General features: G+C 63.3%; 36 protein-coding genes. 4 read left to right on the top strand and 32 right to left on the bottom strand.

Annotation, left to right across the window (positions count from 1 at the left end; translation table 11 throughout):
- The first annotated feature begins 104 nt into the window (after positions 1 to 104).
- Positions 105 to 251 carry a hypothetical protein gene (locus AC4FS2_RS07450; RefSeq protein ID WP_491176837.1) on the top strand — a complete coding sequence of 49 codons (147 nt, stop codon included), beginning with the start codon at positions 105 to 107 and terminating at the stop codon, positions 249 to 251.
- 56 nt (positions 252 to 307) lie between these two features.
- Here AC4FS2_RS07450 and AC4FS2_RS07455 read toward each other — a convergent pair whose 3' ends face one another.
- Complete coding sequence (locus tag AC4FS2_RS07455; RefSeq protein ID WP_491176839.1) at positions 308 to 514, bottom strand: DUF3263 domain-containing protein; 207 nt, start codon at positions 512 to 514, stop codon at positions 308 to 310.
- A gap of 611 nt (positions 515 to 1,125) precedes the next feature.
- On the opposite strand from AC4FS2_RS07455, the gene AC4FS2_RS07460 reads away from it, so the two are divergent.
- Complete coding sequence (locus tag AC4FS2_RS07460) at positions 1,126 to 1,251, top strand: hypothetical protein (RefSeq protein WP_491176842.1); 126 nt, start codon at positions 1,126 to 1,128, stop codon at positions 1,249 to 1,251.
- 168 nt (positions 1,252 to 1,419) lie between these two features.
- Here AC4FS2_RS07460 and AC4FS2_RS07465 read toward each other — a convergent pair whose 3' ends face one another.
- The 11 genes from AC4FS2_RS07465 to AC4FS2_RS07515 form a co-directional block, all read right to left on the bottom strand.
- Positions 1,420 to 3,507 (bottom strand): SGNH/GDSL hydrolase family protein, encoded by a 2,088-nt coding sequence (locus AC4FS2_RS07465; protein WP_491176844.1) that lies wholly within the window; start codon positions 3,505 to 3,507, stop codon positions 1,420 to 1,422.
- An 80-nt stretch (positions 3,508 to 3,587) separates the two neighbouring features.
- The gene (locus AC4FS2_RS07470) at positions 3,588 to 3,905 is read right to left on the bottom strand and encodes a hypothetical protein (protein WP_491176846.1); all 318 of its coding nucleotides are present in this window, start codon (positions 3,903 to 3,905) and stop codon (positions 3,588 to 3,590) included.
- A gap of 62 nt (positions 3,906 to 3,967) precedes the next feature.
- Positions 3,968 to 4,312, bottom strand: a complete 345-nt coding sequence (locus AC4FS2_RS07475) for a putative phage holin (RefSeq protein WP_491176848.1) — start codon at positions 4,310 to 4,312, stop codon at positions 3,968 to 3,970.
- Positions 4,312 to 4,554, bottom strand: coding sequence for a hypothetical protein (locus AC4FS2_RS07480; protein ID WP_491176850.1), 243 nt, complete (start codon positions 4,552 to 4,554; stop codon positions 4,312 to 4,314). The genes AC4FS2_RS07475 and AC4FS2_RS07480 overlap by 1 nt, the downstream gene beginning before the upstream one ends.
- A gap of 409 nt (positions 4,555 to 4,963) precedes the next feature.
- Entirely contained in the window at positions 4,964 to 5,842 is an 879-nt protein-coding gene (locus AC4FS2_RS07485; protein ID WP_491176852.1) for a hypothetical protein, read from the bottom strand.
- Between the two features lie 3 nt (positions 5,843 to 5,845).
- Positions 5,846 to 6,577, bottom strand: coding sequence for a hypothetical protein (locus AC4FS2_RS07490; RefSeq protein WP_491176854.1), 732 nt, complete (start codon positions 6,575 to 6,577; stop codon positions 5,846 to 5,848).
- 94 nt (positions 6,578 to 6,671) lie between these two features.
- Complete coding sequence (locus AC4FS2_RS07495; RefSeq protein ID WP_491176856.1) at positions 6,672 to 7,679, bottom strand: hypothetical protein; 1,008 nt, start codon at positions 7,677 to 7,679, stop codon at positions 6,672 to 6,674.
- Positions 7,680 to 7,688: 9 nt separating this feature from the next.
- Positions 7,689 to 8,699 carry a hypothetical protein gene (locus AC4FS2_RS07500; protein ID WP_491176857.1) on the bottom strand — a complete coding sequence of 337 codons (1,011 nt, stop codon included), beginning with the start codon at positions 8,697 to 8,699 and terminating at the stop codon, positions 7,689 to 7,691.
- A 31-nt stretch (positions 8,700 to 8,730) separates the two neighbouring features.
- A complete protein-coding gene (locus AC4FS2_RS07505; RefSeq protein WP_491176859.1) occupies positions 8,731 to 9,582 on the bottom strand; it encodes a hypothetical protein in 852 nt (283 codons plus the stop codon).
- Complete coding sequence (locus AC4FS2_RS07510; protein ID WP_491176862.1) at positions 9,579 to 11,429, bottom strand: hypothetical protein; 1,851 nt, start codon at positions 11,427 to 11,429, stop codon at positions 9,579 to 9,581. The genes AC4FS2_RS07505 and AC4FS2_RS07510 overlap by 4 nt, the downstream gene beginning before the upstream one ends.
- Positions 11,430 to 11,450: 21 nt before the next feature.
- A complete protein-coding gene (locus tag AC4FS2_RS07515; protein WP_491176864.1) occupies positions 11,451 to 11,918 on the bottom strand; it encodes an HNH endonuclease in 468 nt (155 codons plus the stop codon).
- An 86-nt stretch (positions 11,919 to 12,004) separates the two neighbouring features.
- On the opposite strand from AC4FS2_RS07515, the gene AC4FS2_RS07520 reads away from it, so the two are divergent.
- Both AC4FS2_RS07520 and AC4FS2_RS07525 read left to right on the top strand, forming a co-directional pair.
- Complete coding sequence (locus tag AC4FS2_RS07520) at positions 12,005 to 12,259, top strand: hypothetical protein (RefSeq protein ID WP_491176866.1); 255 nt, start codon at positions 12,005 to 12,007, stop codon at positions 12,257 to 12,259.
- Positions 12,260 to 12,272: 13 nt separating this feature from the next.
- Complete coding sequence (locus AC4FS2_RS07525) at positions 12,273 to 12,434, top strand: hypothetical protein (protein ID WP_491176869.1); 162 nt, start codon at positions 12,273 to 12,275, stop codon at positions 12,432 to 12,434.
- Here AC4FS2_RS07525 and AC4FS2_RS07530 read toward each other — a convergent pair whose 3' ends face one another.
- From AC4FS2_RS07530 to AC4FS2_RS07625, 20 genes are all read right to left on the bottom strand, one after another.
- The gene (locus AC4FS2_RS07530) at positions 12,435 to 12,728 is read right to left on the bottom strand and encodes a hypothetical protein (RefSeq protein ID WP_491176871.1); all 294 of its coding nucleotides are present in this window, start codon (positions 12,726 to 12,728) and stop codon (positions 12,435 to 12,437) included.
- Positions 12,729 to 12,778: 50 nt separating this feature from the next.
- Positions 12,779 to 13,030 (bottom strand): hypothetical protein, encoded by a 252-nt coding sequence (locus AC4FS2_RS07535; RefSeq protein ID WP_491176872.1) that lies wholly within the window; start codon positions 13,028 to 13,030, stop codon positions 12,779 to 12,781.
- A gap of 79 nt (positions 13,031 to 13,109) precedes the next feature.
- A complete protein-coding gene (locus tag AC4FS2_RS07540; protein WP_491176874.1) occupies positions 13,110 to 13,661 on the bottom strand; it encodes a phage tail tube protein in 552 nt (183 codons plus the stop codon).
- Between the two features lie 48 nt (positions 13,662 to 13,709).
- Positions 13,710 to 13,991 carry a hypothetical protein gene (locus AC4FS2_RS07545; RefSeq protein ID WP_491176876.1) on the bottom strand — a complete coding sequence of 94 codons (282 nt, stop codon included), beginning with the start codon at positions 13,989 to 13,991 and terminating at the stop codon, positions 13,710 to 13,712.
- A 396-nt stretch (positions 13,992 to 14,387) separates the two neighbouring features.
- Complete coding sequence (locus AC4FS2_RS07550; RefSeq protein WP_491176879.1) at positions 14,388 to 14,744, bottom strand: hypothetical protein; 357 nt, start codon at positions 14,742 to 14,744, stop codon at positions 14,388 to 14,390.
- A complete protein-coding gene (locus tag AC4FS2_RS07555; RefSeq protein WP_491176881.1) occupies positions 14,741 to 15,142 on the bottom strand; it encodes a Gp19/Gp15/Gp42 family protein in 402 nt (133 codons plus the stop codon). The genes AC4FS2_RS07550 and AC4FS2_RS07555 overlap by 4 nt, the downstream gene beginning before the upstream one ends.
- Before the next feature lie 198 nt (positions 15,143 to 15,340).
- Complete coding sequence (locus AC4FS2_RS07560; protein WP_491176883.1) at positions 15,341 to 16,243, bottom strand: major capsid protein; 903 nt, start codon at positions 16,241 to 16,243, stop codon at positions 15,341 to 15,343.
- Between the two features lie 17 nt (positions 16,244 to 16,260).
- Positions 16,261 to 16,644 carry a DUF2190 family protein gene (locus tag AC4FS2_RS07565; protein WP_491176885.1) on the bottom strand — a complete coding sequence of 128 codons (384 nt, stop codon included), beginning with the start codon at positions 16,642 to 16,644 and terminating at the stop codon, positions 16,261 to 16,263.
- Positions 16,645 to 16,656: 12 nt separating this feature from the next.
- Positions 16,657 to 17,220, bottom strand: coding sequence for a hypothetical protein (locus AC4FS2_RS07570; protein WP_491176888.1), 564 nt, complete (start codon positions 17,218 to 17,220; stop codon positions 16,657 to 16,659).
- Between the two features lie 124 nt (positions 17,221 to 17,344).
- Positions 17,345 to 18,025: a VG15 protein gene (locus AC4FS2_RS07575; protein WP_491176890.1), complete on the bottom strand. Its 681-nt coding sequence runs from the start codon at positions 18,023 to 18,025 to the stop codon at positions 17,345 to 17,347.
- Positions 17,955 to 19,433, bottom strand: coding sequence for a phage portal protein (locus AC4FS2_RS07580; RefSeq protein ID WP_491176892.1), 1,479 nt, complete (start codon positions 19,431 to 19,433; stop codon positions 17,955 to 17,957). Before AC4FS2_RS07580 ends, AC4FS2_RS07575 begins: the two co-directional genes overlap by 71 nt.
- 12 nt (positions 19,434 to 19,445) lie before the next feature.
- Positions 19,446 to 20,918: a hypothetical protein gene (locus AC4FS2_RS07585; RefSeq protein ID WP_491176894.1), complete on the bottom strand. Its 1,473-nt coding sequence runs from the start codon at positions 20,916 to 20,918 to the stop codon at positions 19,446 to 19,448.
- 149 nt (positions 20,919 to 21,067) lie between these two features.
- On the bottom strand, positions 21,068 to 21,805 hold the full coding sequence (locus AC4FS2_RS07590; RefSeq protein ID WP_491176896.1) for an HNH endonuclease: 738 nt from the start codon (positions 21,803 to 21,805) through the stop codon (positions 21,068 to 21,070).
- Between the two features lie 647 nt (positions 21,806 to 22,452).
- Entirely contained in the window at positions 22,453 to 22,896 is a 444-nt protein-coding gene (locus AC4FS2_RS07595; protein ID WP_491176898.1) for a hypothetical protein, read from the bottom strand.
- A 23-nt stretch (positions 22,897 to 22,919) separates the two neighbouring features.
- Positions 22,920 to 23,069 carry a hypothetical protein gene (locus AC4FS2_RS07600; protein ID WP_491176901.1) on the bottom strand — a complete coding sequence of 50 codons (150 nt, stop codon included), beginning with the start codon at positions 23,067 to 23,069 and terminating at the stop codon, positions 22,920 to 22,922.
- Between the two features lie 9 nt (positions 23,070 to 23,078).
- The gene (locus AC4FS2_RS07605; RefSeq protein ID WP_491176904.1) at positions 23,079 to 23,318 is read right to left on the bottom strand and encodes a hypothetical protein; all 240 of its coding nucleotides are present in this window, start codon (positions 23,316 to 23,318) and stop codon (positions 23,079 to 23,081) included.
- Positions 23,319 to 23,421: 103 nt separating this feature from the next.
- Entirely contained in the window at positions 23,422 to 23,670 is a 249-nt protein-coding gene (locus AC4FS2_RS07610; RefSeq protein ID WP_491176906.1) for a hypothetical protein, read from the bottom strand.
- A gap of 190 nt (positions 23,671 to 23,860) precedes the next feature.
- On the bottom strand, positions 23,861 to 24,448 hold the full coding sequence (locus AC4FS2_RS07615; protein ID WP_491176909.1) for a DUF7455 domain-containing protein: 588 nt from the start codon (positions 24,446 to 24,448) through the stop codon (positions 23,861 to 23,863).
- Entirely contained in the window at positions 24,346 to 25,500 is a 1,155-nt protein-coding gene (locus AC4FS2_RS07620) for a hypothetical protein (RefSeq protein ID WP_491176911.1), read from the bottom strand. Before AC4FS2_RS07620 ends, AC4FS2_RS07615 begins: the two co-directional genes overlap by 103 nt.
- A complete protein-coding gene (locus tag AC4FS2_RS07625) occupies positions 25,484 to 25,717 on the bottom strand; it encodes a hypothetical protein (RefSeq protein WP_491176913.1) in 234 nt (77 codons plus the stop codon). Before AC4FS2_RS07625 ends, AC4FS2_RS07620 begins: the two co-directional genes overlap by 17 nt.
- Positions 25,718 to 25,753 lie beyond the last annotated feature (36 nt).

The following is a 25,753-nucleotide window of genomic DNA, read 5'->3' on the forward strand; positions in this document are numbered from 1 at the left end:
GTGCCAGCGCGCGGAGAGCGAGGCCTTCGCGCGGTCGATCGACAGTGGCCTCGCCTGGGCGCGCATGCACCTAAGGTCCGGTTCGACCGGGGAGGATTCTCGACATGGGTGAGCGCACGTACGGCCACGACGAGACGGACGAGTTCGAGACGCTGGCGGAAGCCGAGCGGCTAGACGACGGCACGGTGCGCTTCACTGTCGTCCAGATCGACAAGCACTCAGACTCCGATCCGACCGATTCCTCGCCCTGATATAGGTGGTGGTGCGGTACCCGGCGTTGGGGGTGTCGGGTGCCGCTCTTCTGCTTTTATCGGGCGGTGTATACGCGTTCCCGTATGTGTCGGGCTGTGTGGGGGTTGGTTTGGATGCCTTCGATGCTGTCCGCGGCACGGTGGAGAAGGGTGTAGTACCGGGCTGGTGGGATGCCGAACCGGCGGATGATCGCTTCTTCCTTGTGCCCCGAATGCCGCGGCCACGCTTGTTCGAAGTCGAGGAGTTCGGCGGCAGTGGGCATGTGGGTCTTTATACCCGGGACTTCCGACCCTGGGCGTACTCTGCCCGCATGGACGGTCTCGAGGTGGCCGCGACGCCTCACTGCCCGACGTGCGGGACGGTGTTGCGGCCGTTGCCGCGCGGGTACTGGTGTGCGTGGTGCCGTGTGGTTTTCATCGGGGTGTGATGTCGGGGGTGGCGTTTTAGGATTGTGTTCCGGCCGGAGATAGGGAGCACCGGCCATGAGCGGTTCGAAAAGGTACGCGGCGCAGATTGATGCGCGGCGGGACGCACGCCTCGCCGCATCCACCCCCGGCCCACAAACCCTCCCCTTGGAGGCGTACGGGACCCAACCCATCGACTGGTCTGGTGCGCGCCCTCCTGTGTGGGTGTGGGTGCATTTCCCCGACGCGCAGCCCGCGCAACGCCGGAAGGGCTACGTCAAGGGCTCGAATGACAGGGTCGCGGTCGTGTGGGTTGACGGGCCTGGTGGCGGGTGGGAGATCGTCGTCTGGCGCAACGCGGTCACCCATAGAACGACAGAAAGGCCCCTCCCCACCCAGCCATGAAGGCTGAATGAGAAGGGGCACAATCTGAGCAAGAGTGGGCCACTCCGCCAGCTAGAGTCGAACCGTGAACAGCCGCCGCTTCCGACGTCGAGTGCCCGATGACGTGGTGTGGGTGATCGTGGCCTGCTGCGCCACCGTCGTAGCGACCGCGATCGCACTGTTCTTGCTTTCACAGACAACCCTGGCCTGATACCGTCAAACCATGTCGCAACGCCTACCAATTCACCGCCTCGCGGAGTGGTTCCGCGAGCGCCGCGAACTGTGCGTGGCCTGCGCTGCGGAACCTCGCGCGGAAAACTCGCGGTATTGCTCCGATGCCTGCGAGGCCGACTTCGCTCAGGCGACCGCTTACTAGCGGTTACAGCGCGATACCGATCGAGGACGAGAGCCCCACGAGGCCGCTGTAGTAGTAGGCGTCGTCCGTGTCCGCATTGGCGGGTGCCGCTGGCAGGGTAGCCGACTTTACCAGCACCACGTCATCGACGTGGAACACGTCGCCCCCGGCACCGACCCCGCTGTTCCGCTCGACGCGCAGCGCGACACGAGCGGTCCCCGCCGGAGCCGCGGCGGACGTCACCTCAAAGCGCGCGGACGCTCCCGCCGCGACAGAGGCCGGTCCCAGCCATGTGGCTGCGAGCACGGTTCCGGCAGCGTCCATGAATGCGATGCTGCGTCGGAAGGCGCATGAGCCGCTGTTCGGGTTCCGTATGGTCAGCGCGCCAGACCACACATCCCCTTCTGCCGCGGCCGGGGAGCTGCTGAGCGAGGTCCCGAGGATGTCGTTCTGTAGCGTCGCGTTGCACACCGCGCGCAGCGAGAACTCGCCTGTGGCCTTCCACTCCGTACTCCGTGTCGGCGTGGCACCGCCCCCTGAGAACCATCGGCTGAACGATGCCACGTCGTGCTCGAAGCCGGCGTTGGGGTGCATGTTCTCGGCCACAACACTGCCGCCCGCCGCGCGCATCGCTTTGAGCGCCCCAGCCTTCGACGCGGCGACCGTGACCGAGAGGGGTACCGGCGTCGGCTGGGCGTCCAGCGGGACGTTCCCGACGAACACGTCGAGCGAGTCGACGTTGATCCTCGGGGTCGGTGTCCCCCCACCCGGGTTCAGCATGAACCGGACGACGACCGACGTAGCCGTGGTGGGGATGTCCGCGACAACACCCGCGGGGATGAACTGGTCACGAGTGCCTTCGAGGATCGAGAACGACGACAGGGCACCGTTGATGACCACCCAGATCATGCCGAAGTCGCCCGTGTCGGCAGACCTGAGCCGGTAACGGGTTGAGATGAAGATGGACCGCCCGCGGATCTCCTCGAGGTTCAATGCGCGCTCGGCGTACGCAGTCGAGGAACCGGCGTTCTTGGTGAGCGCGACGGAAGACGTGGCCGACCCGTACCGGATGGCGTAGTCCTCCTGCTCGGTGCAGTTGACGAGAGTCCAACCGTTCGCGGCGAGCGGCCGGTTCCGCATGGTCGCGAGGGACTTCCCAGCGAGTGTGATGCTCGGCGGTGTGGTCGGCGTCACAGGCGCGTTGCGTGCTTCCCAGATGTAGCGACGCAGCAGCGGCGTCCAAATCTCCGCGATCGCGACCGCGGTGGGGTGCACGCCTAGGGCGTCGATGAGTGGCCCGCCCGGAGCGAGCGCCCGGCCGTCGTCGTGGAACGCCTGCGTGACGTTGATGTACCCGAGCCCACGTTCGCGAGCCATCCGCCGGTACAGGTCGTTCCGCAGTTCGGCGCGGCCGGGGCTGACGCTGCGTGGGTTCTGCGACGAGATCGTGAACTGAGCCCGCGGGCAGAGCGTCCGCGCCCACTCGATCAGGGTGAGGTTCCGACCCCAGATCCCGTCCGGGGTGTCGCCGTCGTTGTCGTTGTGGCCGAGAGCGATGATGACCGCATCCGGCGTGGGGGTCTTCCAGAACGTCTCCCGCAGCGAGTCGTGGAAGAAGTACCGCCAGTTCATTCCCGCGTGACCGCCGGACCAGATCGTGATGCTGCGCGTTCCCGTGCCGGCGTGGACGGTCGTCTCGGCCAGCCATGCGGTGTCGGAGGCGGTGTCCCAAACGCGACGCTTGATGGTGTGCGTCGGGTACCGTTCGTGCAGCAACGCGGCCAGGTTGTAGCCCCATGCCTGCGCCCCGTTCGCGGCGTCGAGAGTGGAGTCACCGACGCACAGGATTTCGACGTTCGCGTTGTTGTTCAGCACCTTCGCGTCGAAGTCCTGCAAACCGTTGAACGACGCAGCCGCGACATCCGCAATCGTGGTTGATAGTGCCCCTTCGGACAGTCGCCCCTCAACAGCCGTACGCGCAACATCCGCGTCCTCAGCCGCCGCCGCGATCCCGTCCTCAAGGTGGTTACCCACGTCAGCGGTGAACGGGGTAGGCGTTCCCGACTGACCCTTGTTCTTCCACCCGCCCGGGTATTTCTTGCTATACGCCATTGGTTACTCCCGTGTGTGGGGTGCGAAAACGATGAGGGATGCCGCGTGCAACAGCACGACGACGAGGACGAGGCGGCGGGTCACGCGTTCGTGCGCCCGGTTTCCTGCACTCGAGCGGAAGCACCGGTCGGCTTGTAAATGCCGTAGTGCAGCCCCACGGCGACGAGGAACGACGTGAGCGCGAACACCAGGCCGGTGCCCACGTCGTACGGGGACTGCGAAGTGAGCGCGTTAGCGAGCTCGGACAGGAAACCCGTCGCAGCGGCAAGGCCGGCGAGGAGAGCAGCCTTCGCCCCGGGATGGGTTACACGGGTCGTCACCAGCCCGACAAGAAGGGGCAGGATCGTGGACACGAGAAGACCGATGATGAGCGGCCATGACAGCGAGAACGCGAGCATTAGGTTTCCTCCATAGAAAAAGCCGCCCCACACGGGACGGCACAACAAGACAAGGGCAGGGGTTACAGGTCGCGGATGCGGTCCTCAAACGGCTTCTGCACACGCCGCTGATACACCGACGCCCACCACGCCAACCCCACAAGCAACGAATACAAACCGAACGCAACCCACTCACGGCCAGGGAAATCACCCAACCAGCGGGCAACGAAAATGAACGCGACCACCAGGATCAGCGCCGTCTTCTGCGCCAACAAGATCCGGGTGATTGCCTGCAACGACCGGAACTTCACCAACCGGCGACGCCACCGCCTACCAGGCACCGGCTCCGTGATCGAGTAGAAAATGAACCTCGCCAACGGGAGCGGCCACGTCAACAGGATCAGAAGAATGAGGTCATCGATCGACATCACGCCTCCTTCGCTCTGTGCCGGGCCAGGTCGGCCAGGTTCGACGTCAACCCCGCCAGGGTGCGCTCACCAATATGGTTCTCAGTCCCATGCGCGTAAATCCGGGACACCAACAAGTCAATATCGGCCTCTTGCCGCACCGTCGACTCATAGTCGGCCTCCGCGGCTTGCAACGCCTGCTCAGCCTCCGCTTTCGCGTCGCCTCCGACGAGTTTGCGTAGTTTCTTCCACATCCGGTTCACCCCCCGGAGACGCTGACGGCAGAGAATCCAACACACGGACCCCCACAGTGTTCGCTTCCACGAGTTTCGCGATGATCGAGTCCTTCTGCCGTGACGCTTCCTCAGACTTCGCGTGCGCTGTACGCCACACATCCGCGACGGACTTCGGCACGAGACGACCGGTGAGGATCATCAACACCACCAAAACGAGAAGCCCAGAAGCGCCAAGGTCGAGGAGGTTCAGGTTCGCGAGTAGCTCGCTGAAAGGGTCCATACGGCACCCCCTGCGACGTCAAAGTTGGAGCCTCCGGCACCGTGGATTCTGGGGTCGGTAGACTGCACGGCAGCCCTCCAATCGGTTCAGTCGATTCGGCGGGTCAGACCCCGGGACCGGTGCTGTAACACCACCCGGGGTCGCACACTCAACAGGTCACAACCGCCCCCTGAGCTCGTCCACCACCGCGGCAGGAAGCTCCGCCTTCACCGCAGCAGCAATCGCGGCAGGATCCGCGGTGATGTTGGAGCTCAGGAACTTCGCCACAATGCGCTCCGCGAGCAACTCCACATCCACCGTCACCTGCACACCGTCCGCACGCATCGCACCGATCTGCGTGTTCGTGTTCGACAGGAACGACTCGGCGGGGAAGGCTTTCTCGGGAGTGACCCACGTCCCCGTCGCGGGGTCCTGCACGCGAACGGGAACCTTCCACACCTTGGCCGGCGCTTCCTGCGCTGCGACCTTCGCTGCCTGCGACTGGGCGGCGGCCGACGCCAGGAACCCCCGCGCCGGGAACGCACCCACCACATACTGTCCATCCGCGTTCTGCGGCTGAACATCATGGTTCCAAACCGCAACCGCGATCCGCTTAATCTCGTCCGGTGTCAGTGGCATGTCCTCCTCCTCGTCTCCCGCGAACGCGGGCTCGTTGCGGTGCTGGTCACGCCACACCTGATACTCGAAATGGTGCTGCTCAGTCGGGTCGCCCGCGGCTGTACGGATCCACCCGTGTTCGGCCATGTGATTGACGAACCCGGGAGTGCGCCAGTCATCCGAGTCCAACGCCACCCCACGGCAATGCATCGAATCGTTCGGGTGCAACGCCCGCGAATGCCCCGGATGAGGGCCGCGCCCCTGCACATACGCCTGCCAGTTGTTGTACATCCGCAGCTGCGTGTCGTAATCCGCGTACGTCCGGTTGACGTCAATCCACCGACCCCACGCACCCTCAGCACGACGAAACGACGCGGCAGCCTCCGGGGTGAACTGCACCCCCGGGCGCAACGTCACAATGCTCGGTGCGCCACCCATGAGTCATCCCTCCGCTGGGTACTGAAGCCCACCAAGCGTGTAACCCAAGCCCACACCCGACGCCGCCGCCGCGTTAACCTGCACCTCGCCCGACGAGATCACCGCAACCTCCAAAGAGAAGTCCCGACGACCCTGCCAACGCACCTGCGTGACAGTCCGAAAACCCGAAGGCACCGTGAACGCCGTCAAGAACCCACCAGTCGCAGAAGCACGGTGAACCGACCCAGCGAAATAAACCACCCCAGCAATACGCCGATACCGGGGAGCATCCGCCGCAGCCGAGAAACCGTTCTGAAACGACGTGACCGCAACCCAGTCGTTCCAACCGGACGGAGTCACCCCCACACCAAGCCACTCGTAACGCTCAGGCCCCACGAAGCACACGTCCCCCACAGCGAGAAGCCCACCGTTCGCCGTTGAAAACGCGTTCCGGGCTCCAATGTCAGGGAACCCCAGAGTCCCCGACGCGGACGCCCACACAACACCGTCCTCCGTGTACTCGAGCTTGTGCATGCCCCGGCCGTTCGCGCGATGCACGTACAACGGGTTCCCCGACGACGGACCCTGCGCAGGCTCAGCAGCCGCCAGACCCGCGACAAGAAGCGCACGGTCCGTCTCGTTAGCGACAGGCACAACATCGTGAATCGAGTTGCCGAACACCTCGAAAATCGTCCGCCGTGAAACGGACGCGTCCACCCCAGAAGGAACCTCATGCTTACGCGTGTTCTTCGCCATCGCCTACCTGCTCCCCGTGGCCATGCCACACGTCATGAAGTTCCTGGTCCGCGACAACCACGCCGCAAACAGCACATTTCGACCACACAGCCACTCAAACCACCACCGTGTACTGCACGACCAAAGCGAGAGCGCCACCCCTGTCCGCACCAAACACGGCCATGTAATCGCCGCCCACCGTGACCAAACCCTTAATCGCGCCGGTACGCCACGCCTCATACGCCGACGCCGGCAACTCGATCCGATGAGACGCGCCCGGCGTCAAACCCGGAGACCCCGCACCCTCACCCACACCAGCAGGCGAACCACCAGGACGCGAACCATGCGGAGACCCCTGAACCACCACAGCCTTAGGGTTCGGCACAGACGAATCAGACCGGATCACATCAACCCACATCCGGTCAATCCGGGCCGCACGCAAATTCACAACCTGATCCCCGTACCCAGCCCAACCGATCATCGGACCAGACCCGTACGCGTTCCCCTGCCACAACGCACGCGGCCCGCCATACCGCGACGTGTTCCACGTATCCCAACGGCCATACGCCGACCGCCACGACCCAGAATCCTGCGGCCCCACAACAGCCTGCCGAGACACCTCCTGACGAGGATTCGCAGCACCAGCACCCGGGTCCACCGCAGCCTGCTCACGCCCCGCAATACCCAACACCCACTGCGGCACACCGAACCCGGTCGGATGCCGCAACACCGCAACCGTCTCCCCCACGTCATACGTCGACGACGTGTACCCCAACTCCCACGACCCACCCAGAACATCAACCGTCAACGTCTCATCAGTGATCGCAGACACACTCCCCGTCACCACCACAGGCGACACCGTCAGAGGCCCCTCGCAATACTCGAGACGACCAGCATCCAACGGGGACCGGCGAACACGAACCTTCCCGCCAGCGGTGTAAATGAACGGTGCAGCAGGCAACCACACCGGGTCGGACCCGCCCACAGTCACCTGAACCTGACCGTGCACAATATCCAGGCCAGTCACCGTCCCCACCAGCAGCGGCGACACGTCCGAACCCGGTTTCACACCCTCCGGGATCAACGCCGCCATACGCGACAAATCGATAGGGGAAACGTCCACGCTCACCCCCTACACCGCGATACCAACATCAACCCGCATCGGCCCGTCATTGATCGTCAACGGCAAATCGACCGCCACCACAACACCCAAATCGAGCACCCCATCACGGGTCACACCGATCGTGTCGTCCAACTCCGGCCTCGGATCCGGCGCCATCGTCACCTTCAGAATCGACGACTTCCGGGTCGCCTCATCCCGCATCGCATTCGCCGTCGCCTGACACTGCGCATCCGTCAACAACATCGGCGACGCGTAAAACTTCGGCACCGGGTTATACGTCGCAACATTCATCGGCCCCTGCGTCACCTCAGCAACCGCAGACGCCTCAACCCCATCCGCAGACGAACGAGCAACCACAATGTTGTACGACCCCTGACGTTCATCCGCCCTGGGGACCGACACCACCGTCCCACCCACACCATCCGTCACAGACAACACCGGCGACGGTGACACCTTGACAGGCGGTTTCACCCTCACCTGCCCCCACGCATCCGACCGCAACACCGCAGGCCACGCATCAGCGATATCCCACAGGTTGTCCAGGCGTTCCTCATTCCACGCCATCGCCGCCGGAACATCACGGTTCACCAAGCCCACATCGAACTGAGCAGAAATCTGCGGAGGCAACAGGCGGATGAACTCCGACACCAACGACCCATCAGTCCGCGGCGACAACGGCTCCAACAGACGCGAATCAGCCGCAATCTGAAGAAGCCCCAACCCCGTCACAGTGATCGTCGACTCGTCGTAATCCCACCCATCGATCTGATACCGGCCCATCCGCACATCAACCCCCGCGACCTCCAAAGTCACGTCAAGCTGCTGCCCATAACGAGCCAACGGTGCATCCGGTGCAGACGGGAGATAGTCGCGGAGCCCATCGAACCTCGCCACCGTCATGGTCACCCGGTCTGGGACCTTGTTACCCGCATCCCACACCAGCCGCCCCGACAGGACAGGCAACGACTCCGCAAGCAGCCGCCCGCCAAGCCACGCTTGAACCTTCGGACGCCACGACACCGCCGAAGCCAACTGCCGTTCACTAGGCCCACTACGCATTCGCCCAGTCCGTCCGATCCATGTCGTCCCACGACAACCCCGTAAACGCCGCGTCGAACTCGTTCCAAGATGAGAACGCCTCGTCGAACTGGTCCCACGTGAACGCACCCAGACGCACACCCGCATATGGGTCATCGATCAGCGCGTACCCGAGATCCCACACGCGGAGTCCCGCGTTTGAATAACCCACCGACGACACCGACGTAAGCTGCACAACACTCACCGGATCGAAGTCCATGACCGTCGCACCGAGCCGGTACAAGACCGGCTCACCCGAAGCGATCAACGAACGGAACCTGGCCGAATCCTCAACAGGCACCATGATCTTGAACGTCGACACCACATCGCCGAGCACGTCGTAACGGGTCACCGGGCGAGCTCGGCCGGGGATACGGAATAGGGCTGCGTTCACCGGCAGTTCAACGTCCAACGAACCGTCCAGCAACTCCACCGGAAGGGTCCGCTGCCCATCCAGCGACTGCAACACCATGTCGGTTGGGAAAGGCACCTCAACAGCGTTCGACGCTTCCGCGACGCCAGCCATTGTCAACGTGTAAACGAACGGGACGTTTCCCGGGGTGCGGTTGTCGACGAGGACAACCTGCCCACCGTCGCCGACACCGTAACCACCCGGCACCGTCCACGAATACCCGCCCGGAGTGAACTCCGCATCAGATGGGAACGTGTCCTCCCCAGGCAGGAAGTCCTCACCCGGCGTCAACCCGGGCGTGTACTCCCCCACAGTTCCCGTCAGCACCCACTCGGCGCCATCCGGGATGTCGTCAACAACGATCTGTACCAGTTGCGGCGACTGACCCGCGATAAGGGAAGCAGTGACACTCATCGGCGTCCTCCCCGGAAAGTAGCCGTCAGATCCGACGTCACGGCCGAAGCCTTCTCGCGCACGTACGCGCCCACGGAGCGGCCATCCTCAAGGATCAGGTCGTAGCGCCCGCCCGCTGGGGACGCAGGCCCAACCGCCGCTGTGGACGCGTAAGGGCTCGACACGGCACCCCGAGGCGCGGCGAGAACAGGTGTCAACGCACCCGTCAGATCAGGACGCGCGAACCCGGTCGTCCACTGGGAGATGAAGTCCTCACCCGACTGGGCAAGCTTGTTCCACCCCGAACCCGACAACGGGCCACGCTTAGCCGGCGAGTTCGGGAAGAAACCCCGCGCCCACTCGATCACCCCACCAACAGCATCACCGACAGCACCGATCATGCCCTTGATGCCGTTGATGAACCCTTGAATCAAGGCGCGACCAGAGTTGACCAGCCACGACCCGGCGTCCGCGAAGAACCCCGCAACCCGCCCGGGCAGGCTGCCAATGAAGCCGATGACCTCACCGATCTTCTGCCCCACCGTGGCCGCGAACGAACCGAGCTGACCGGCACCGTTCGCAATCGCGCCGCCCAGGCCCGAGAAGAACCCCGAGATCTGTGACCACCCGTTTGCGAACGTCCCGACGATGCCGCCAACGAACCCGCCGATCTGCGCGGCCCCGTTCGTGAGCGCACCGCTAACCCCTGTAAAGAAGTCCGACCATTGCTGGGCACCGTTAGCCAGCGCGCCGCCCATGACGGCAAAGAACTGCTGGATCTGCACGGCACCGTTAACCAACGCGCCGATGAAGTCGATCAGCGGAGGAAGCAATGCCGCAAGCCCATCGATCAGGAGAGGCAGAGTTGTCGCGAACGAGTCGAATAGCGCTGGGAGCTTGGGCAGGAGTTCGTCGACCATCTCCTGGAAAGCCGGGAGCGCAGCGCTGAAAGCCTCGGCCAACGCCGGCCCGTGTTCGTCAACAAGCGACGAGATAGCGGGGATGACATCGTCCGCGAGGATCGAAGCGACCTCAGCCGCTACCGGCAGGAACGCGCCACCAATCTTCGCTTGAACGTCATCCCACAACGCCGCCTGAATGCGCTGCTTATTCGCCAACTCATCGCTCGTGTTCGCAAAGTCACCCGCGACAGCGTTGGTCTGCTCGAGCAGGTACGCGTACCTGGCCTGAACCTTCTGACCCTCAGTGAGCTCGGCCCCCGCGGCGGCGATCCCGTTCGCGTAAGCAAACGCGTTAACCGACGCCGCGGACAGATCGAGGCCGTACCGGCGAAGCGGTTCCGTCTCACCCGCGAGACCCGACTGGAACAGCGACAACGCCTCGCTGACATCCAGGTTCATCACCGAAGCGAAGTCGGTCGCGCGACCCAGGATCCCCTCGAACGCACCCGAAACATCACCGCCGTTACCGGCGATGGTCTTCGAGAACGACGAGAACTGCACCGCGTACTGGTTCAAGTCCCGCGAACTGAGACCGAACGTGCGGGCGCTGGTATCCCCCAGCGACAGCACCTCATCCGCGATAGCCCCGTAGGACACCCGGACGGCGTTGACGGACTCGTTCAGGTCCGATGCGATGTCGATACTGCCGACCGCGAAATCGACGCCGGTTTGGATCGCGTCAGCGATCAGGTTTCCGATACCTAGCGCCGCGAACGCACCAGCGATAGGGAGAGCAAACTTGCCGACACCGCCGATGAACGACGACCCGAAGTTCTTCGCCCCAACCCGCCCGCCCTGGTCGCCAGCACCCCCAAGGATGGAAGTGATCTGCGGGTCCGCTTCACGCCGGAAGTTCGAGAAATCGGGAAGAACTTCAACCCAGGCCGAAGACCACGCATCTGCCATCGTGGCCTCCAGCCTGTTGGGTTATATCTGTGGGATCGGGGCGTGGTACTTAGCCCGCAAGATCGCGGCGGCTTCTGCCGCCTCTTCGACGGTGTCGAACCGCTCCGACTGGTAGACCTGACCGTCAACCTGGACCTGTGCTTTGTAGCGCCCGTTCTCGGTCGTCAGAACCCCGCGAACCCCTGCGCGGGAGTTGATCTGCGCGCCTGCGCGGTTCTGCTTGTTGATCGCGTCCGTGACCACGCGGAGGTGAGTCGGTTCGCAGCATCCGCGGTTGTGGCAGAGGTGATCGACGACGAGACCTGCCGGGATGGGCCCGTGCGTGAGTTCGTAGACGATGCGGTGCGATGGCACGAGTCGCCCGTCACGCCAGATCTGCCCGTACCCGCGGCCGTTGGTTGCCCCGGTCCATTCGAGGCACCCGTTGGGGGCGCGTCGGGTCTTGGCTCGGAGCCGGTCGAGGAGTGTCCTTTTCCGTTTGGTGTTCATACACCTAGTATAGCGCGGTGTTCATACACCCTGTAGAGTAGAACCAGTTGTAGGCACCGTGTCGGCAACCGACCATACTGAAGGGCATGCAGATGTCAGAGAACACCCCAGCGTTGAACGTACCGACGGCGAACCTCGCTGCGCGGGGTGAGACCCACGCCTCGTTGCACGAGTCCGCCAAGAAAGTCCTCATCGAATGGGAGGGCCGCTGGATAACCCGCGTGATCGTAGAGTCCGACGGCGGGGCCGTGGACATCTACGACAACGTGCACGGCCAGATGGAGTGGCGCGCCGACGACAGCATCATGGACATCCTCAACCGGGAGGGTCGCCTTGGCTGACACAATGGTCCGCGTGCCGAACAAGCCCCGCACGCCCATCCGTGGCATCCGCATCCCCGACGAACTGTGGGAGGACGCTCAGCGCGTCGCAGCAGCCCGGGGGGAATCCGTATCGGACGAGGTGCGCGCGGCCCTAGAACGCTACGTGAAACGCAACCGCGCACTCCTCGACTGACTACTCGCGGCGCAGCAACCTCCGCACATCAGCGGAAGTCCTGACACCTTTCGACTTCCCACCCAGACGGGTGCGCCCCAACCAATGCCGCGGATAGGGCTTCACCCGCTGCTTCACAAACTTCTGATTCGCGAGGTCGTACTGGTCCGACAGGACCGGCTCCAACGGGTGCACCGGCCGATCCCAACCCGACAGCGCCGCGAACACCCACGACGACATATCCCGGAACAGGGACCGTGCGAGATGGAACGCCTCATCCCAACGGAGCGACCGACCAATCTCGAACGCGGACACCCCGAACTTCTCCCGGAAGTCCCGGGCCACCGCTTCCGGGTGCTCCTCGATCAGCTCGAGGAGCCAGAAGATTCCCCCAGGCGGAGACCCTGCATCCAGTCGGTGAACAGCTTCGCGGCCTCAGTGAACGGCAGCTTGTCCGACGCCTCAACAAGCTTCGGATCACCGCGCATCTCAAGGAGGGTGTACAGGGCGTCGATGTTGCTCAGGGAACGCAGCTTCCGCATCTCACCCGACGTGAGCGTGAAAACAGGCAACTCGTACTCGACATCATCGACAGTGAACTTGACCGGTTCGGCCATGGGAGAACTCCAATCAGTAAGGAAGGACAGGGAGGGTAGGTGCGGTGGGCGTCCTCCCAGAACCCACCGCACCCGTCAATCACGGCGTCTCGTCAACGAGCGCCGAATACCACTTCTTCACCGAACCGCCGATGGCGTCGTCATGGGTGCACGTGACCGTGACCTCGTAACCGACCGGCTCACCGTTGCGGTACACCTGCGAACCCACCTCAGTGACCTGAGCATCCGGCGCGTACGCACGGATCTGGTTGTCACCATCGATGACATCCAGGTTGAACTTCACGTGCGGGCGCTCAACGGACGGGTCAATGACAATCGACCCGTCAGCTGCGACCGTGCCGCCGTAGTAGAACGCGACCACATCCGCGGACGACTGCAACAACACAAAGTGGTACTGCACGTCGCTTTCCTCAACGAGAGTGCGAACGATCTTCCGGTTCTGCCACGCCCGCAGAGGCGTCGAGGACTGGTTGATGGTCTCGTCGACACCCTGATCGGACACATACCCGAGGTCGTTCCACCCCGTCCCCAGGACGGACTCAGCCGACGTCGGGGCGGTCGCGAGGCCCGTGCCCACAGACACGATCCCGTCAACGCCGATGTACACCTCTTCAGTGCTCTTACCAGCCATGGTGCTTCTCCTAAATAGAGCCACGTGGGAGGAGCGCGGCGTTGACTTTTATTGACCCCGGACGGTTGCCCTGAAGGTGTAGTAGTGGTGGAACAGGGGGTTACCGGCGAACGTGAACGCGGGGGCGTCGTCGATCTCGTACGGCCCCGAAAACTCGTCGGTGAACACGACCGGACCCATCCGGGCACGGCACGCTTTCATCGCATCCAGTGCGAGGTTCTCCGCGTCGAGACTGTTGTCAGCCCACACGTTGACCCCGTACCTGCGGAGCGACCGAACATCCACCGCGGGGCCGGAATCGTTGCGGACGGTGATGAGCCGTTTCGGCATGACCGCCGGCCGTTTCCGGGCAACAACAAGACCCGACCACGACGGCAACAGGGCCGCACGAATCCCCGCGGTGATAGGCCCGTCAGTGATAGGGAAGCGAACATCAAACACCCGCGCCCCCCAACGCTCGAGCCAACGTGCCACGCTCAGCCTCAACACGACGACCCAGCTCCGGCACCTCACAACCAACCCGCCACGACACACGCCCCAGCGGGCCACGAGAACGGTGCTGACGGATGAACAGGAACGACACGTACCGTTCGTTCGGGTCACCCCGGGCGCCGGAATACACCGCACGCGCAAGCGGCTCCAACTGGGCGGCAATCTCCGAAGAGTTCGCCAGATCCCGCATCACCCGGCGGCTAGAACCAGCCGGTTTCACCTTCACACGGGCCATCAGGACGCCCTCCGCACCTCAGCAACAGACCCCACAAACGACGCCGTATACGGGTTCACCCAGTCAACCGACGACGCATCCGCAACAACCTGCCAACCAGCAGTGCCACGGATCGTCACAAGGTCATCAGCGCGCAAATCAAGGTCACCGCGCCGGTACAGGGTGAACGCGTTCGTAGACCGTGGCCCGAACGGCTCCTGCTGCTCCTCACGCGTCCCAGGCGCCGGCGCGACACCCTCAATCGTGAACGTCAAATCACCCGTGAGGATCGGGTTGCCCTGCTCGTCATAATCCCCAGTCGGCACGCCGCCCGGACGGGTAACGGTGACCGTTTCGCCCCTGAGCCGCGACATCATGCCAGCCAGCCCATCCGAGCTCGCGGAGCACTCGCGCACAGGAGATCCAGGATCTTGATGTCATCGGCGGTGATGTACAGGTTGTTGTTCGGGTTGGAGAACGTCATCCCATCCGAGAACGGCCCCGTGGTCGATTGGAGTTGCGTAACGCCCTCCGTGTCACGGTTCATCATCGCGCGGCGGACCATGTTCGAAACGATCCGTACCAGCGTCTCCGCGCGTACGGTGCCAGCCTCGATCAGTGCGTCAACGCAGGGCCAGCGGACCTGGATCACGTCCGCCGCGTCCCCGATCAATGTCGTGACGATCGATGTCTCTTCAGTCGTGAGTTCTCGCCAGCGGGCGGCCACATCTTCGGCGGTTGCATATGGAAACATGGTGGCCCCCGGTGTGTTCAATTACTTGTCTTTGGGGGGACGTCCCGGCTTACGTCGAGGCTTATCCTCGGGCGGGGTCCCGTTGTACCGGTCGAACCGGTCAAGGTCTTCGTCGGCTACGTTGACGACCGCGCCGGAGAGGGCGAACTGTGTAAGTCCGCCCTCCCCGACGTAGGTCATCACACCGACATTCACGGTGCGCTGCGGCATGGGGCTGTGTTAGCCCGCGAGGCCGGTGACCTTGACGACACCGAACGGGTTGGTCACGAACGCGACCGGGCGGCAGTCAGACTGCACCCAGGTGCGCTGCGTGCCAGCCTCGCGGTAGGTCTCGGTCGTGAGCGGCTTCTCCATGAGGAGGTCACCGACCTGACCGGACTCGACCACGTAGGCGGTACCCGCGGGGACACGGTTCGACTGCACGATCGTGATGCCGTAAGCATCGACGACGTCGGACCACGAGTTGCCGTACACGAGACGGAACTGCGCGAGCTGCGCGGGGTTCACGATCCAGGTGTCGTACTGCACACCCAGTTCCTGAGTGTCCGCGAGGAGCTGAACCTTCGCGAGGTCCGCGGCGGGCCATGCCGACGCGTTCGACGTGGAGGTACCGCCCGTGACCACGGTCGACCAGTTCACGCCGACGACGGTCTGCGAGCTGTTCGCCGACACGGCGGCGTCCAGGATCGCGATGGACCGGGCGTCGATCTTGCGGATGATCGCGTTGGCGAGCTTGCGGCCCTCACGCTGAATCGTTCCACCGTCGTTGCGGTCGCGAGCCTCGTCGGTGACGAAGAACTTGCCACCGAACTTCTCGACCGGCGCCACCAGAGGCGTACCGTTCTCAGAAGTGACGATGGGGAACTCAGCACCGGGCGCGACAACCTGAACGTCACGGGTCGGGAAGAGATCGTTCAGGGAGAGCTGGTCGTAAACGACAGCACCACCCGAAACACCCCCACCGGTGTTGAAGATCAGCGGCGAGATAAATCCCCGGAGGGAGATGTCCGACAGGTACCGCGTGATACGCGTGGGCTCGTTGAGCATGGTCGCGACGGTGATCTGTTCACCGGCGACGACAGGCGCGCCGAGCGGGTATGCGGAAGCATTGTAAGTAGGCATCTAGTTACCCCCCTTTCTTAGTAGAGCTGGACCAGGACGTCGGTGCCGGAAGTCCCGGCGGACAGGGCGCGGCCACGCTTGATACCGGCCGAAAAGGTCACGGCACGGCCCGAAGCGCCGACCTCAACCTCAGCGCCGACAGCGATAGTGCCGCCAGCGGTGACCGGGGTGATGTGACCGGGGCCGACGATGATCGGGAGCGTTGCACCCGAAGCCGCGTCGAAAGCCGCCACACCGAGCGACAGGCCAGCAGCGGTCGCAGTGACCACCGTGGGGATGACACCAGTGGCGAGCGTGTAACCCGCGCTGATGTTGACAAAGGTCTTGCCCGTGATCGCACCCGACGCCGTAGCGGTCAGGTCAGCACCCGGACGGAAGACCGGGATGGACTCATTAGCCATCTTGGTTTCTCCTTAGGACTTGTTGGGCTGACGCGACTGCGGCAGCCATGACGTGGGATAAGACGTGTCCGGTGCGGGTTCCGCCTGCGGTGTCGCGCCTGGTTTCAGGTCTGCGACAGGGCGAATAAGCGCCGGGGTCTTCCCCGCTTTCAATGCCTCGTTCTCGGCCTTCAACTGCTCGTATTCGGTACGAAGCTTCAGCAGAGGAGAGAGCGCCTGCGCGCGGCCCTCGATTGCCGCTTCGTCGCCGTCTCCGAGCAGATCGAAGAACTCAGGGCCGACCCCGTGAGTCGCGGCCACCTTGTAACGGGCGGCAACGGCTCGAGCTTCGTCGGCTTCGCGCTTCGCAGCAGCGGCAGCATCAGCGAGACGCTGCGCCTCCGATTTCTGCGACTCGACATACGCGTCGTGGGCTTGCGCCTTCTCCGCGTTCGACTTGGCTCGGTTCTCCTGCTCGCGGGCCTTCTGCTTCCAGAACTCGACCGTTTCGGTCGGCTTGGGTTCAGCGGGCTCCGTTGCCGGCGGTGCCGGCGGAGTCGGAACAGGAGGGGTAACAGGATCGGTGGTTTCAGGCATGCGGTTTCTCCGTTTCGGAAGGTGCCGTCCCCGTTGCGGTTCAGGCGGTCAAACACCGGGAACGAATCCCCGGAAGCACAAAAGGCCACCCGAAGGTGACCCTGAATCTGAGAGTTGCCAGGCGTTACGCGCCGCCGTCAGGCGGGAGATCGCGGCCTATGCCGGAACCCTCCCGGTACGCCCGCCGATACTCCGCAAGGTCAAAACCCTCCGGGTAGTCGGCCTCAGACTGGCCGGGGACGATCATGCAGTCGCACGAGTCATGCCACCGGTTCGAGTCCCCCGCACTATTGGCCGTAGCGAAGACAAAACCCCTTGAGGCGACCATTGTGCAGAATTTGCATGTGGCCCCAACGGGCAACCGCGCGAACCGTGCCGTGCGGGGGTCAGCCCTGCCCGACTGGAAGACGCTGTCCCGGAAAGGCTGCATCACGAGACGTTGCGTGGCGCCCCCCAAGAGCTCGAACGCGGCATCCGGGTCACCCTGGAATAGGGGACCCAACGCCCACCGAGCCGACGACGCCGCCTGCTCAACCGCCACGGTGCTAGCGGTAACAGCCGCGAACGACGCCGCACTAGGCGGAACATCACGGAGCATGTCGTACCAGTCCGCACCCAACACCGCCGCAGGCTCCCCATACAAGGTCACCAACTCGGGGTAGAACTCAAGGAACGCATCCCGCACCCGCGTCGGATCACCGGACAGGTTCAGAGAACCCCAGAACCCGCGCAGATCACGCTGAGCTAGGGCCACCAGGGAGCGTGTCGCTTCCCGATACTCCGACAGTTGCTGCTGGCTCGCCACTGTTCACCACCGGGTTCCGTGTCGCGTTCACCAAAGCCTGAATCCGTGACGTCGCCGCCTGCTTCTGCATCGACTCCCGCACCCGCTCAAGCCGCTGACCCGTGAACCCCGGGACATCCTCAAGGAGAGCGTCAGACGGGATACCGAGCATCGTCGCGAGCTTGCCGAGACCGTCAACGGTCTGAGCAAACGAACGGGCCTCGAAGTTCCGCCAACGGATCTCCGCCTCATAGTCGTCCGCAGCCGCGAGGTTCCCGTCGCTCAAAGCGCACAGGCGGAGAAGCTGCTCATGCGACTCCCCAAGGGAAGTCATAATCTCGCCACCCTCACGGTTCTTAGCCGCCTCAAGACCAGCCAAAGTCGCGTCTGAGATGTTGGAGATCCCGTCGATACCGAGCGTCTGCACCGGCACCTGACCAAGCGCCGCGAAATCACGAAGCGCGGACTCACGGGTCTTGATGTACGGCTCCGGCGACGAACCCGGCAACTCGCCAATGTTCATCTCCCCCGGGTCCTCATCGAAGTACCACATGCGAGCAGCGCCCGCCTTCAGTTCTTCCTGCTCCGACTTCGGAACCCACCCGATGATGTACCGCTGCTTGAACGCCTGGAAATACTGGGCGACCATCATCTCGAACGTGGTCTCGTTGATGCGCTCCTGAACCTTCAGAAGCGGCTCCACGATCCCGAACTGTTCCTCGCCGGCCAGGAGGTTTCGGTCGCGATAACGCACAACAGGAGGCACATCGAACCCATGAGGGCGGTGATCGAGGTAGGTCATGCGCTGCGACCCGAACAGAATCGAGGACATCTCCGGGAGGATCCGCGCAGTCGGAGCATCAACCCCGAACCGGTACACCAACTCCTCATCAAACAGGGAGAAAATCTGCGCACCCTTGGACGACTCGTCGAACGACACGGCCATCATTGGCCACTCGTCCGCTTCAGGGTCCTGGTACAGGGCTGTCATGCGGCGAGCCGAATACAACTCCACCGAGGGGCCAGTCAAACCCCGCCCATACGTGCCCGGAAGCACAGTCGCATACCCCGCGCCGTATGAGATAGCCGACCGGACAAGGCCCGTCTGCCGCGAATCCATCCGATTCCGCTGCCACCAAACCCAAGGCGACTCGCGGCCCTCATCCGTGGCCGTCTGGTACCCGTCCACCTTCATAACCTGCGAGAACGTCTTCACCAGCAACGGCAGATAGTTCGTCTCCGACTCCGCAGCCAACGCCTTCATCAGCGGCGGCGCGTCCTCAGGGATCTGCTGCGTCGGAGTGAAAACCCGACCCGGGTCCACGCTCAAAGCCCGGTGAATCCGATCCAACCGGGGCTGCTCAATCGCCCGCTGGTTCTCGAGGACGGTCTTCAACGCGTCAAGTGCCTGCTCCTTGGTCAACGCCACGGCAACCCCCTCCTATCGGAAAACAGCCGCGCCGGAGCGTTGCCTACTTGTACGTGCCCCCCACAGGGCCAAACTGATTGCTTCAACGGGCGTCTCGTCACCATCGGACGTGGTCGCAACCCACCGGCCACGCTTATCCACATCAGTGATTGCCACCGAGTCGTGAAGAACCTGCTGCCCCGCACCCTGAAGGTGTGTGACAGTTCCGTCTCGTAGCGAGTCGCGGAGCATCGCGCAGGCCTGCAAATAGTCCGGCGTCGAAGCAACCCGGATCTTCCTATCCGCAACGCCACGATCAACCATCAGCTGCTTGAGAAGCCCAGCGCCCGCAGACCCCGCAAACACGAACACAGAAGCCGCACGCCGTCTCTCAGCGAGCCAGTCGGCGAGTCCGCCTAGCCCAGCCTCCGTCGAGTCAGCGCCAACATCGATCAACTCGACATGGCAACCGTCGTCATGCTTCACAGCACCCGCAACCGCAACCCGCCCACCGTCATACGAGAAGGCAACGGAGTACGACGGAGAGCCATCCGGCTTCTCACCAACACCGGAGTCATCCCATTCCTGCTGCGAGATAGCCCGCGTTCCCGCAACCACACCAAAGTCTTGAAGCCAAATCCCGAGACGGTCCTGAGCGAACTCCTCAGGCGTGTACGACTCGAACTCGCCCTGCACGATCTCGTGATTTATGCGAGTGTTCCAAGCCGGGTTCGCCTGCCAACGCGTGTACTCAGACGCAGGGTCAAAGTCCTCCGCATGAGGATCCGCACCCCACTCAGCCCAAGCCGCAGCCGTCGACACACCGTCAACCGCAGCCGCACGAATGCTCGTGAAAACGTCACCGTCATCCTCAGGAGTCGGCGGAGTACCCAACAACCACACCTGCGGGTTCGGCATAGCCGACATCGTCGAGTTGATCGACACCCACGCGGCACGCTTCAACCGCTGCGCCTCATCCAACAAAAGACAGTCAGACGAGAAACCGCGGCCACCAGCACCCGTACGCGCCTTGAACTGGACCGTCGCACCGTTCTTGAACTTCACAGCCTCACGGTTGATCGCGTTCATAATCCCGTTAGGGCGCACACGATCCATCAACCAGCCGTTACCGTCAGCCTCAAGGATCTCGATCAGCTTCGAGAAAGCCTCCCGGGCCGTGTCCTGCTGGTGAGCGGAGATGACAATCTTCTTCTCCCCGAACAGCAGCACGCCGGCTAGGGCTCGTGCCACGAGAAGCTGAGACTTGCCGTTCTGCCGCGGAACAGTGACGCCGACACGCTTCGCGGCCCAGGTAGCGTCGGAACGCTCCCCCATCGCGGCCTCAAGGATCAGTTCCTGCCAACCGTCAAGAACAATGCCCGCCTTAGCGGACAGGTCAGCGACGTCCTCCCACGAGTTAGCCCTGACCGCGCTTGGCTTTACCAGGACGCGCGGTGGAGCCTCCCCGAGCAGTGCGACGGGCCGCGATTTCATCAATCGGATCACCCGTCTTCTGCTCCTGCGATTGCAGTTCCGCGATCTCCACGAGAACTGATTGGAACCGAGCTGTCAGCGACGCCAAATCGCGTAACGACTCACAGGACGCGATGGACTCCGCCAGTAGATCCCGGAGGTCGCGCAGGGCCGCTAGCCGGTCACCCGACGCGGCTGATTCGAGAAGAGTCACGGAAATCCTCCGGAGAATAAGTGCGGCCATCAGACCGGACCGAGTTGCACCACAGGTGCGCAAGTCGCAAGTTGGCAGCATCGTCGGACCCGCCGAGTGAGTAGGGAATAACATGATCCAGCGACGGGCGCAGCTTCTCGGAAGAACCGATGAGCCCCGCATCCACCTCGCCGAGGCACAACCAACACCGCCACTCATCCCGGGCGTATATCGCTAGCCGGCCAGCCTTGGATATCTTGATTTCCCGCAAGCCTCGTACGCGGCGACAGGTGTCACACCACTTAGGCCGCTGGCCCCGCACAGCCGGACGAGTACAGTCGAGGCCGCAATCAACGCACGACCACGTCTGCTCGATTGCGGCAGCGCGAGCCCGATATCCCTGTCGGGCACGTCGACACATCTGGCATACCGGGACGGAAGCTACCACCCGCGTGAGGTACATCTTCTTCCCGCAGTCGGCGCACTCGGGGCCGCGCTTGCTGTCCCGAACCGTGTTAACACAACGTTGCGAGCAGTACTTAGTTAGGACATGCGCCGGAGTAAACGACGTGCCGCAGGAACCACAGTCGCGATCCGGCAGGCGGCTCTCGGGAAGTTCACCACGATGCCATGCCGCCTTGTAGTGCTTGGCGCACAACCCACGTGTGACAATCGCAACCGGGCGTAAACATTCGTCCGCCGCGCAGATAGACTGGTTCTCAGCCATTGAATCCCCTACTAGACCTAGGTGGTTCTGGTTAGGCCCGGCGAGTGTTAGTAGCACTCGTTCGGGCCGCTTCTATCCTACCGCTGTGGAACGACGTTCTGCGTGTGAAAGTGGGCTGAATGCCTTGGGCGGGCCGTGGCCGGGGGTTGAGGGGTACCCCCCACGGTCTTTGCGGTGGAAATGTTCCGCGCTTGATAGACCTTTTGTTTTCACCATCCGTCTGACGGTTTGACCTGCGATCGTTGCGCCTGTGTTGTCTCGCGCGACTGTGTCTGCCCGTGCCACTTGGCCCTGGCTTCGGCGAGGGTCATGGTGCCCTTCCACCGATTGTGGGCGCGATGCATCAGGTGGCAGTTCGATCGGTCGTATGGTGATCCGCCTCTAGCTCGCGGCATGTCTTCGTCCACTACCGCGGACATGGGGTGGGGGATGCAGCCGGGGCAGGTGGGTTCGCGTGTGGGGGTGGGGCTGTTCTGAGGGGAGGGGCAGTTCTTGGCGTGGGCTCCGGGGGTGTATCGCAACGTCTTGTCCACTGGCTGGTCGCAGAGTGCGCAGTAGTGTTCTTCGGCTAGGACCCGGCGTCGTAGTTCGCGGCGTCGGTGTCCGTTGGTGTTGTGGGTGTGGGTCGGCATTGACCCTCCCCTGGGTTAGTCGAGGCAGTCGCGCGATTCTTCGGCGTTGGGCCAGGCCAGGGATCCGCCTTCGGGTTGCTCGTATGCGGAGAACTCGGCGGCTACCGCGTCGATGGATGAGTAGGCGAACTCGCCTGTGGTGGTCGGGTCTTTGAAGGTCGACCAGATGGCGGTGTGTCCTTCTTCGAGGCCGGGGCCGGTGATTAGTCCTGCGACGATCCAGTAGTCGTCTGTCGCGATTGCGGCGCCACGTTCTACGGTGATGTTGTTTTGTTTCTGGTCGAGTCCCCATTGGAGGCCGGCGATGGCGTCGGGTGTGATCTCGAGGCAGTTGATTGCGGTGGTGGTTTCGCTTGGTGTTGCGGCTGGCTCTGTGGTGGCCGGCTCTTGGGCGGTGGCGCACCCAGTGAGGGCGAGGAGGGTGATGGTGACGAGACCAACGCTGCGTTTCTTGCTCATGGGTGGAAGGTTACCGGTGGACCTTAGTCGTATCCGAGTTCGTAGCCGCGGACGAACCCGGGCTTGTCGAATGCGGGGTTGCAGCAGTACATGAGCGCGGATTCGCTGGCGTGTGTGGTGAGGCAGTCGGGGCATTGGTGTAGCCCGTGTGCTTCGAGTTCGGCGGGGGTCATGCTTCCGCCTTAGTCATCGTCGTGTGCCCATGTGGTGGTTTCGCGTCCGTATTGGAGGAGGCCGATGGTGACGTGGACGGGTTGTCCTTCGTTGCCTTCGCACCAGTACCGGGTTGTGCCTGTGCCGATGTTTTCGACGGTGGTTGTGGCGGCGATGAGGGTCCAGTCTGTGACGATGTCGCCGTTTGTGAGGTTGGCGATGTGTGCGGTGAGGGCGGCTTCGAGGGCTGCCTTCGTGTCAACGCTCATTCGCTGTCCTGCCCTTCCGGGATGAGGTCGTACGTGGCGCCGTCGATCCTCGCGAATACGGGGATGGAGCATGTGGGGCAGCGGTCGATCTGCACGTCGCTCATCAGTCGTCTCCGGGGCATGACGCGCAAATGATGCGCACTACCGTGTTGGCGTAGGTGCGGGTCTCGATGAGTTCGTGGCCTTCGTGCTCGTCCGGGTTGAACGGTTTGGGTGGGAAGTTCTTAGCGACGAGCGCCGCGTACGCGCGGTCCCACCATGCGGGTGTCTGGGCGAGTTCTTCCCGGACGCGGTCTCGGTCGGCTTGCGTGGGTTCGCGGAGTGCGTCACGGCGGAAGCGTTCGTGATCCACGATTCGCCTAGGCATCAGTCGTCTCCGGCTTCGTGGCACACGAGTAGGTATTCGCCCTCTGCGGGCGGCTCGACCCAATCGACGGCTCGACGTAGGGTGCCGAGGATTACTGGGACACCGTGGTCCTGAAGCGCATACACGACCGTGCCTTCCTAGGCGAAGTGTTGGTACCGGGTTCGGTTGCCAACAGTTAGGCGGTGATGTTGGAGCGTTCGTCGACGATCCAGTCCGCGGCTTCCGCGAGCTGGGATGCGTAAACCGCATAATGGTGCCCGCAATACGTCAAGGAGTGTCGGCTGATGTAGGCGGTGACGTATGCGCGTGCTGGGCAGCGTGGCCCGTCGCATCCAACCCATTCACCCATGGTGTTCCCCGTTCGTTGGGGTGCCATAAATGTTTCGCTAGCGAAACGTTTGTGGCGTGTCCCTGTGTTCCGCTTCACTCGTCCGCGCGTACTCGTGTTTAGGCTCGTTCGCCCCGGTGAGATTGTGTTTCGCGGGTTCAGACGGTTGCAGGGGTTGGTTCCTTGTGTGTGCCGCGCTCGCCCAGCTTGTGTATACATCAAGCTCTTGGCTCGTCGTTTGTTTCTGGGGGTTGGCACGTGCAAGGGGGGCGGGATGTGTTGGCGGGTAGGGTCTGTGCCAACACATCCGTGGGGAAGTGTTGGTGCAGCACTCAGAGGACAGTGAGGGAGGACAGGTCGAACCCGTTCTCGGTGATGTCGAACACGAGGATGCCCGGGTCGGAGTCGGTGCCACCGGACGCGTTGGCGAACCATGACGAACCCGAATCGGTCGTAGGGCACTGAAGCCACCACTTGGCTCGCCCCGTGTTGGGGTTGCGGCCTGAGGGCATGACGGTGAGGTTGTGGTAGTGGCCGGTGAGGAGAATGTCGGCCGGTGCGGTTGCTCCGCCGCCGTGTTGCTGTTTCTGCCACCAGGTGATCGCTTGGCCTGCACCGAACTGGTTCCCGTGGACGACGCCGACTTTGGTGCCGAGGACGTCGATGAGGACTGATTCTTCGTACATGCCGGGGGTGGTCCAGGACGCGTCGATACCGGCCGCGGTTGCGACTTTCTCTACCTGCTTGTGGACGAACAACCCGAGGTCGTCTCCGGGACGTCCGAGTTGCTGTTTTCCCCGACGCCACGCGGTGTGGTTGGAGGTCACAGCGACGACGTCTACGTGACCGTGGCGTTGCATGAGTTCGATGAACCGGTACAGTTCCGTGCCGGCGAGATCCATCTGCTGCGCCAACGAGAGGTCGTTGGTGAACATGGGGTTACCGCCGGATTCGAACCCTTCGAACAGGTCGCCTACTTCGGCGAGGACCGTGCGGGAGGGTTTGCGTGTCTTGAGGTGCGCGGCGAGTTTGTGCCGTTTCTCTTCGAGACGGTCGACAAGTTCCGGGGTTCCCCCACGGTGGTCAACCTTCCCTGCCTGCACGTCGCTGAGCGCGACGACGGTTACTCGGCTTTCGGCCGTACCCATGGTGGGGTTTCGCGGTTTGCGTTTCGCGGCGGCGTACAGGGCGGGAAGGTTGATGGTGTCTTCTTCGGGCCGGGTCATCTCGGTTTGGAAGAAGAAGCTGTAGGTGTCTTCGCGGTCGTGGTGGGTTTTGGTCCATTGGGCGATTTTGCCGCTGATGCGGAAGGCGTCGGGGTCGAAGCCGGCAAGCTCGAGGAGTTGCCGTTCGTCGGTGATTTTGACGCGTACGGGTCCGGTGGCGCCTGTGCCTTTGCCGGTTTCGGTGTCGTATTCGGCGTGCTGCTGGTATTGCTTGGGCGGCACGGGGATCGACAGGGCGTTGAGGTCAGCTGCGAGAGTCATCGCGGATCCCCTGTTCGCGGAGAGCAATGATGGTCTCCCTCGACACTGGTACGCCGTTCTTGCGGAGTACAACGCTCAGGGCGTTGGGCAGGAGTGTCCGGTCCTGGATGGCTTCGAGGACGAGGAGCCGGTCTTCTGGTTCCGCGACTTCGCACCACTGCTCGAACGTGCGCGGTTTGGTTTCGCGGAGTGCGTTGAGTTCGTCGGCGAGCGACACGGTTTAGCTCCGATCGGGTTCGGGTGGCGGGGACCG

Source organism: Microbacterium sp. Z10_103, assembly GCF_058310455.1.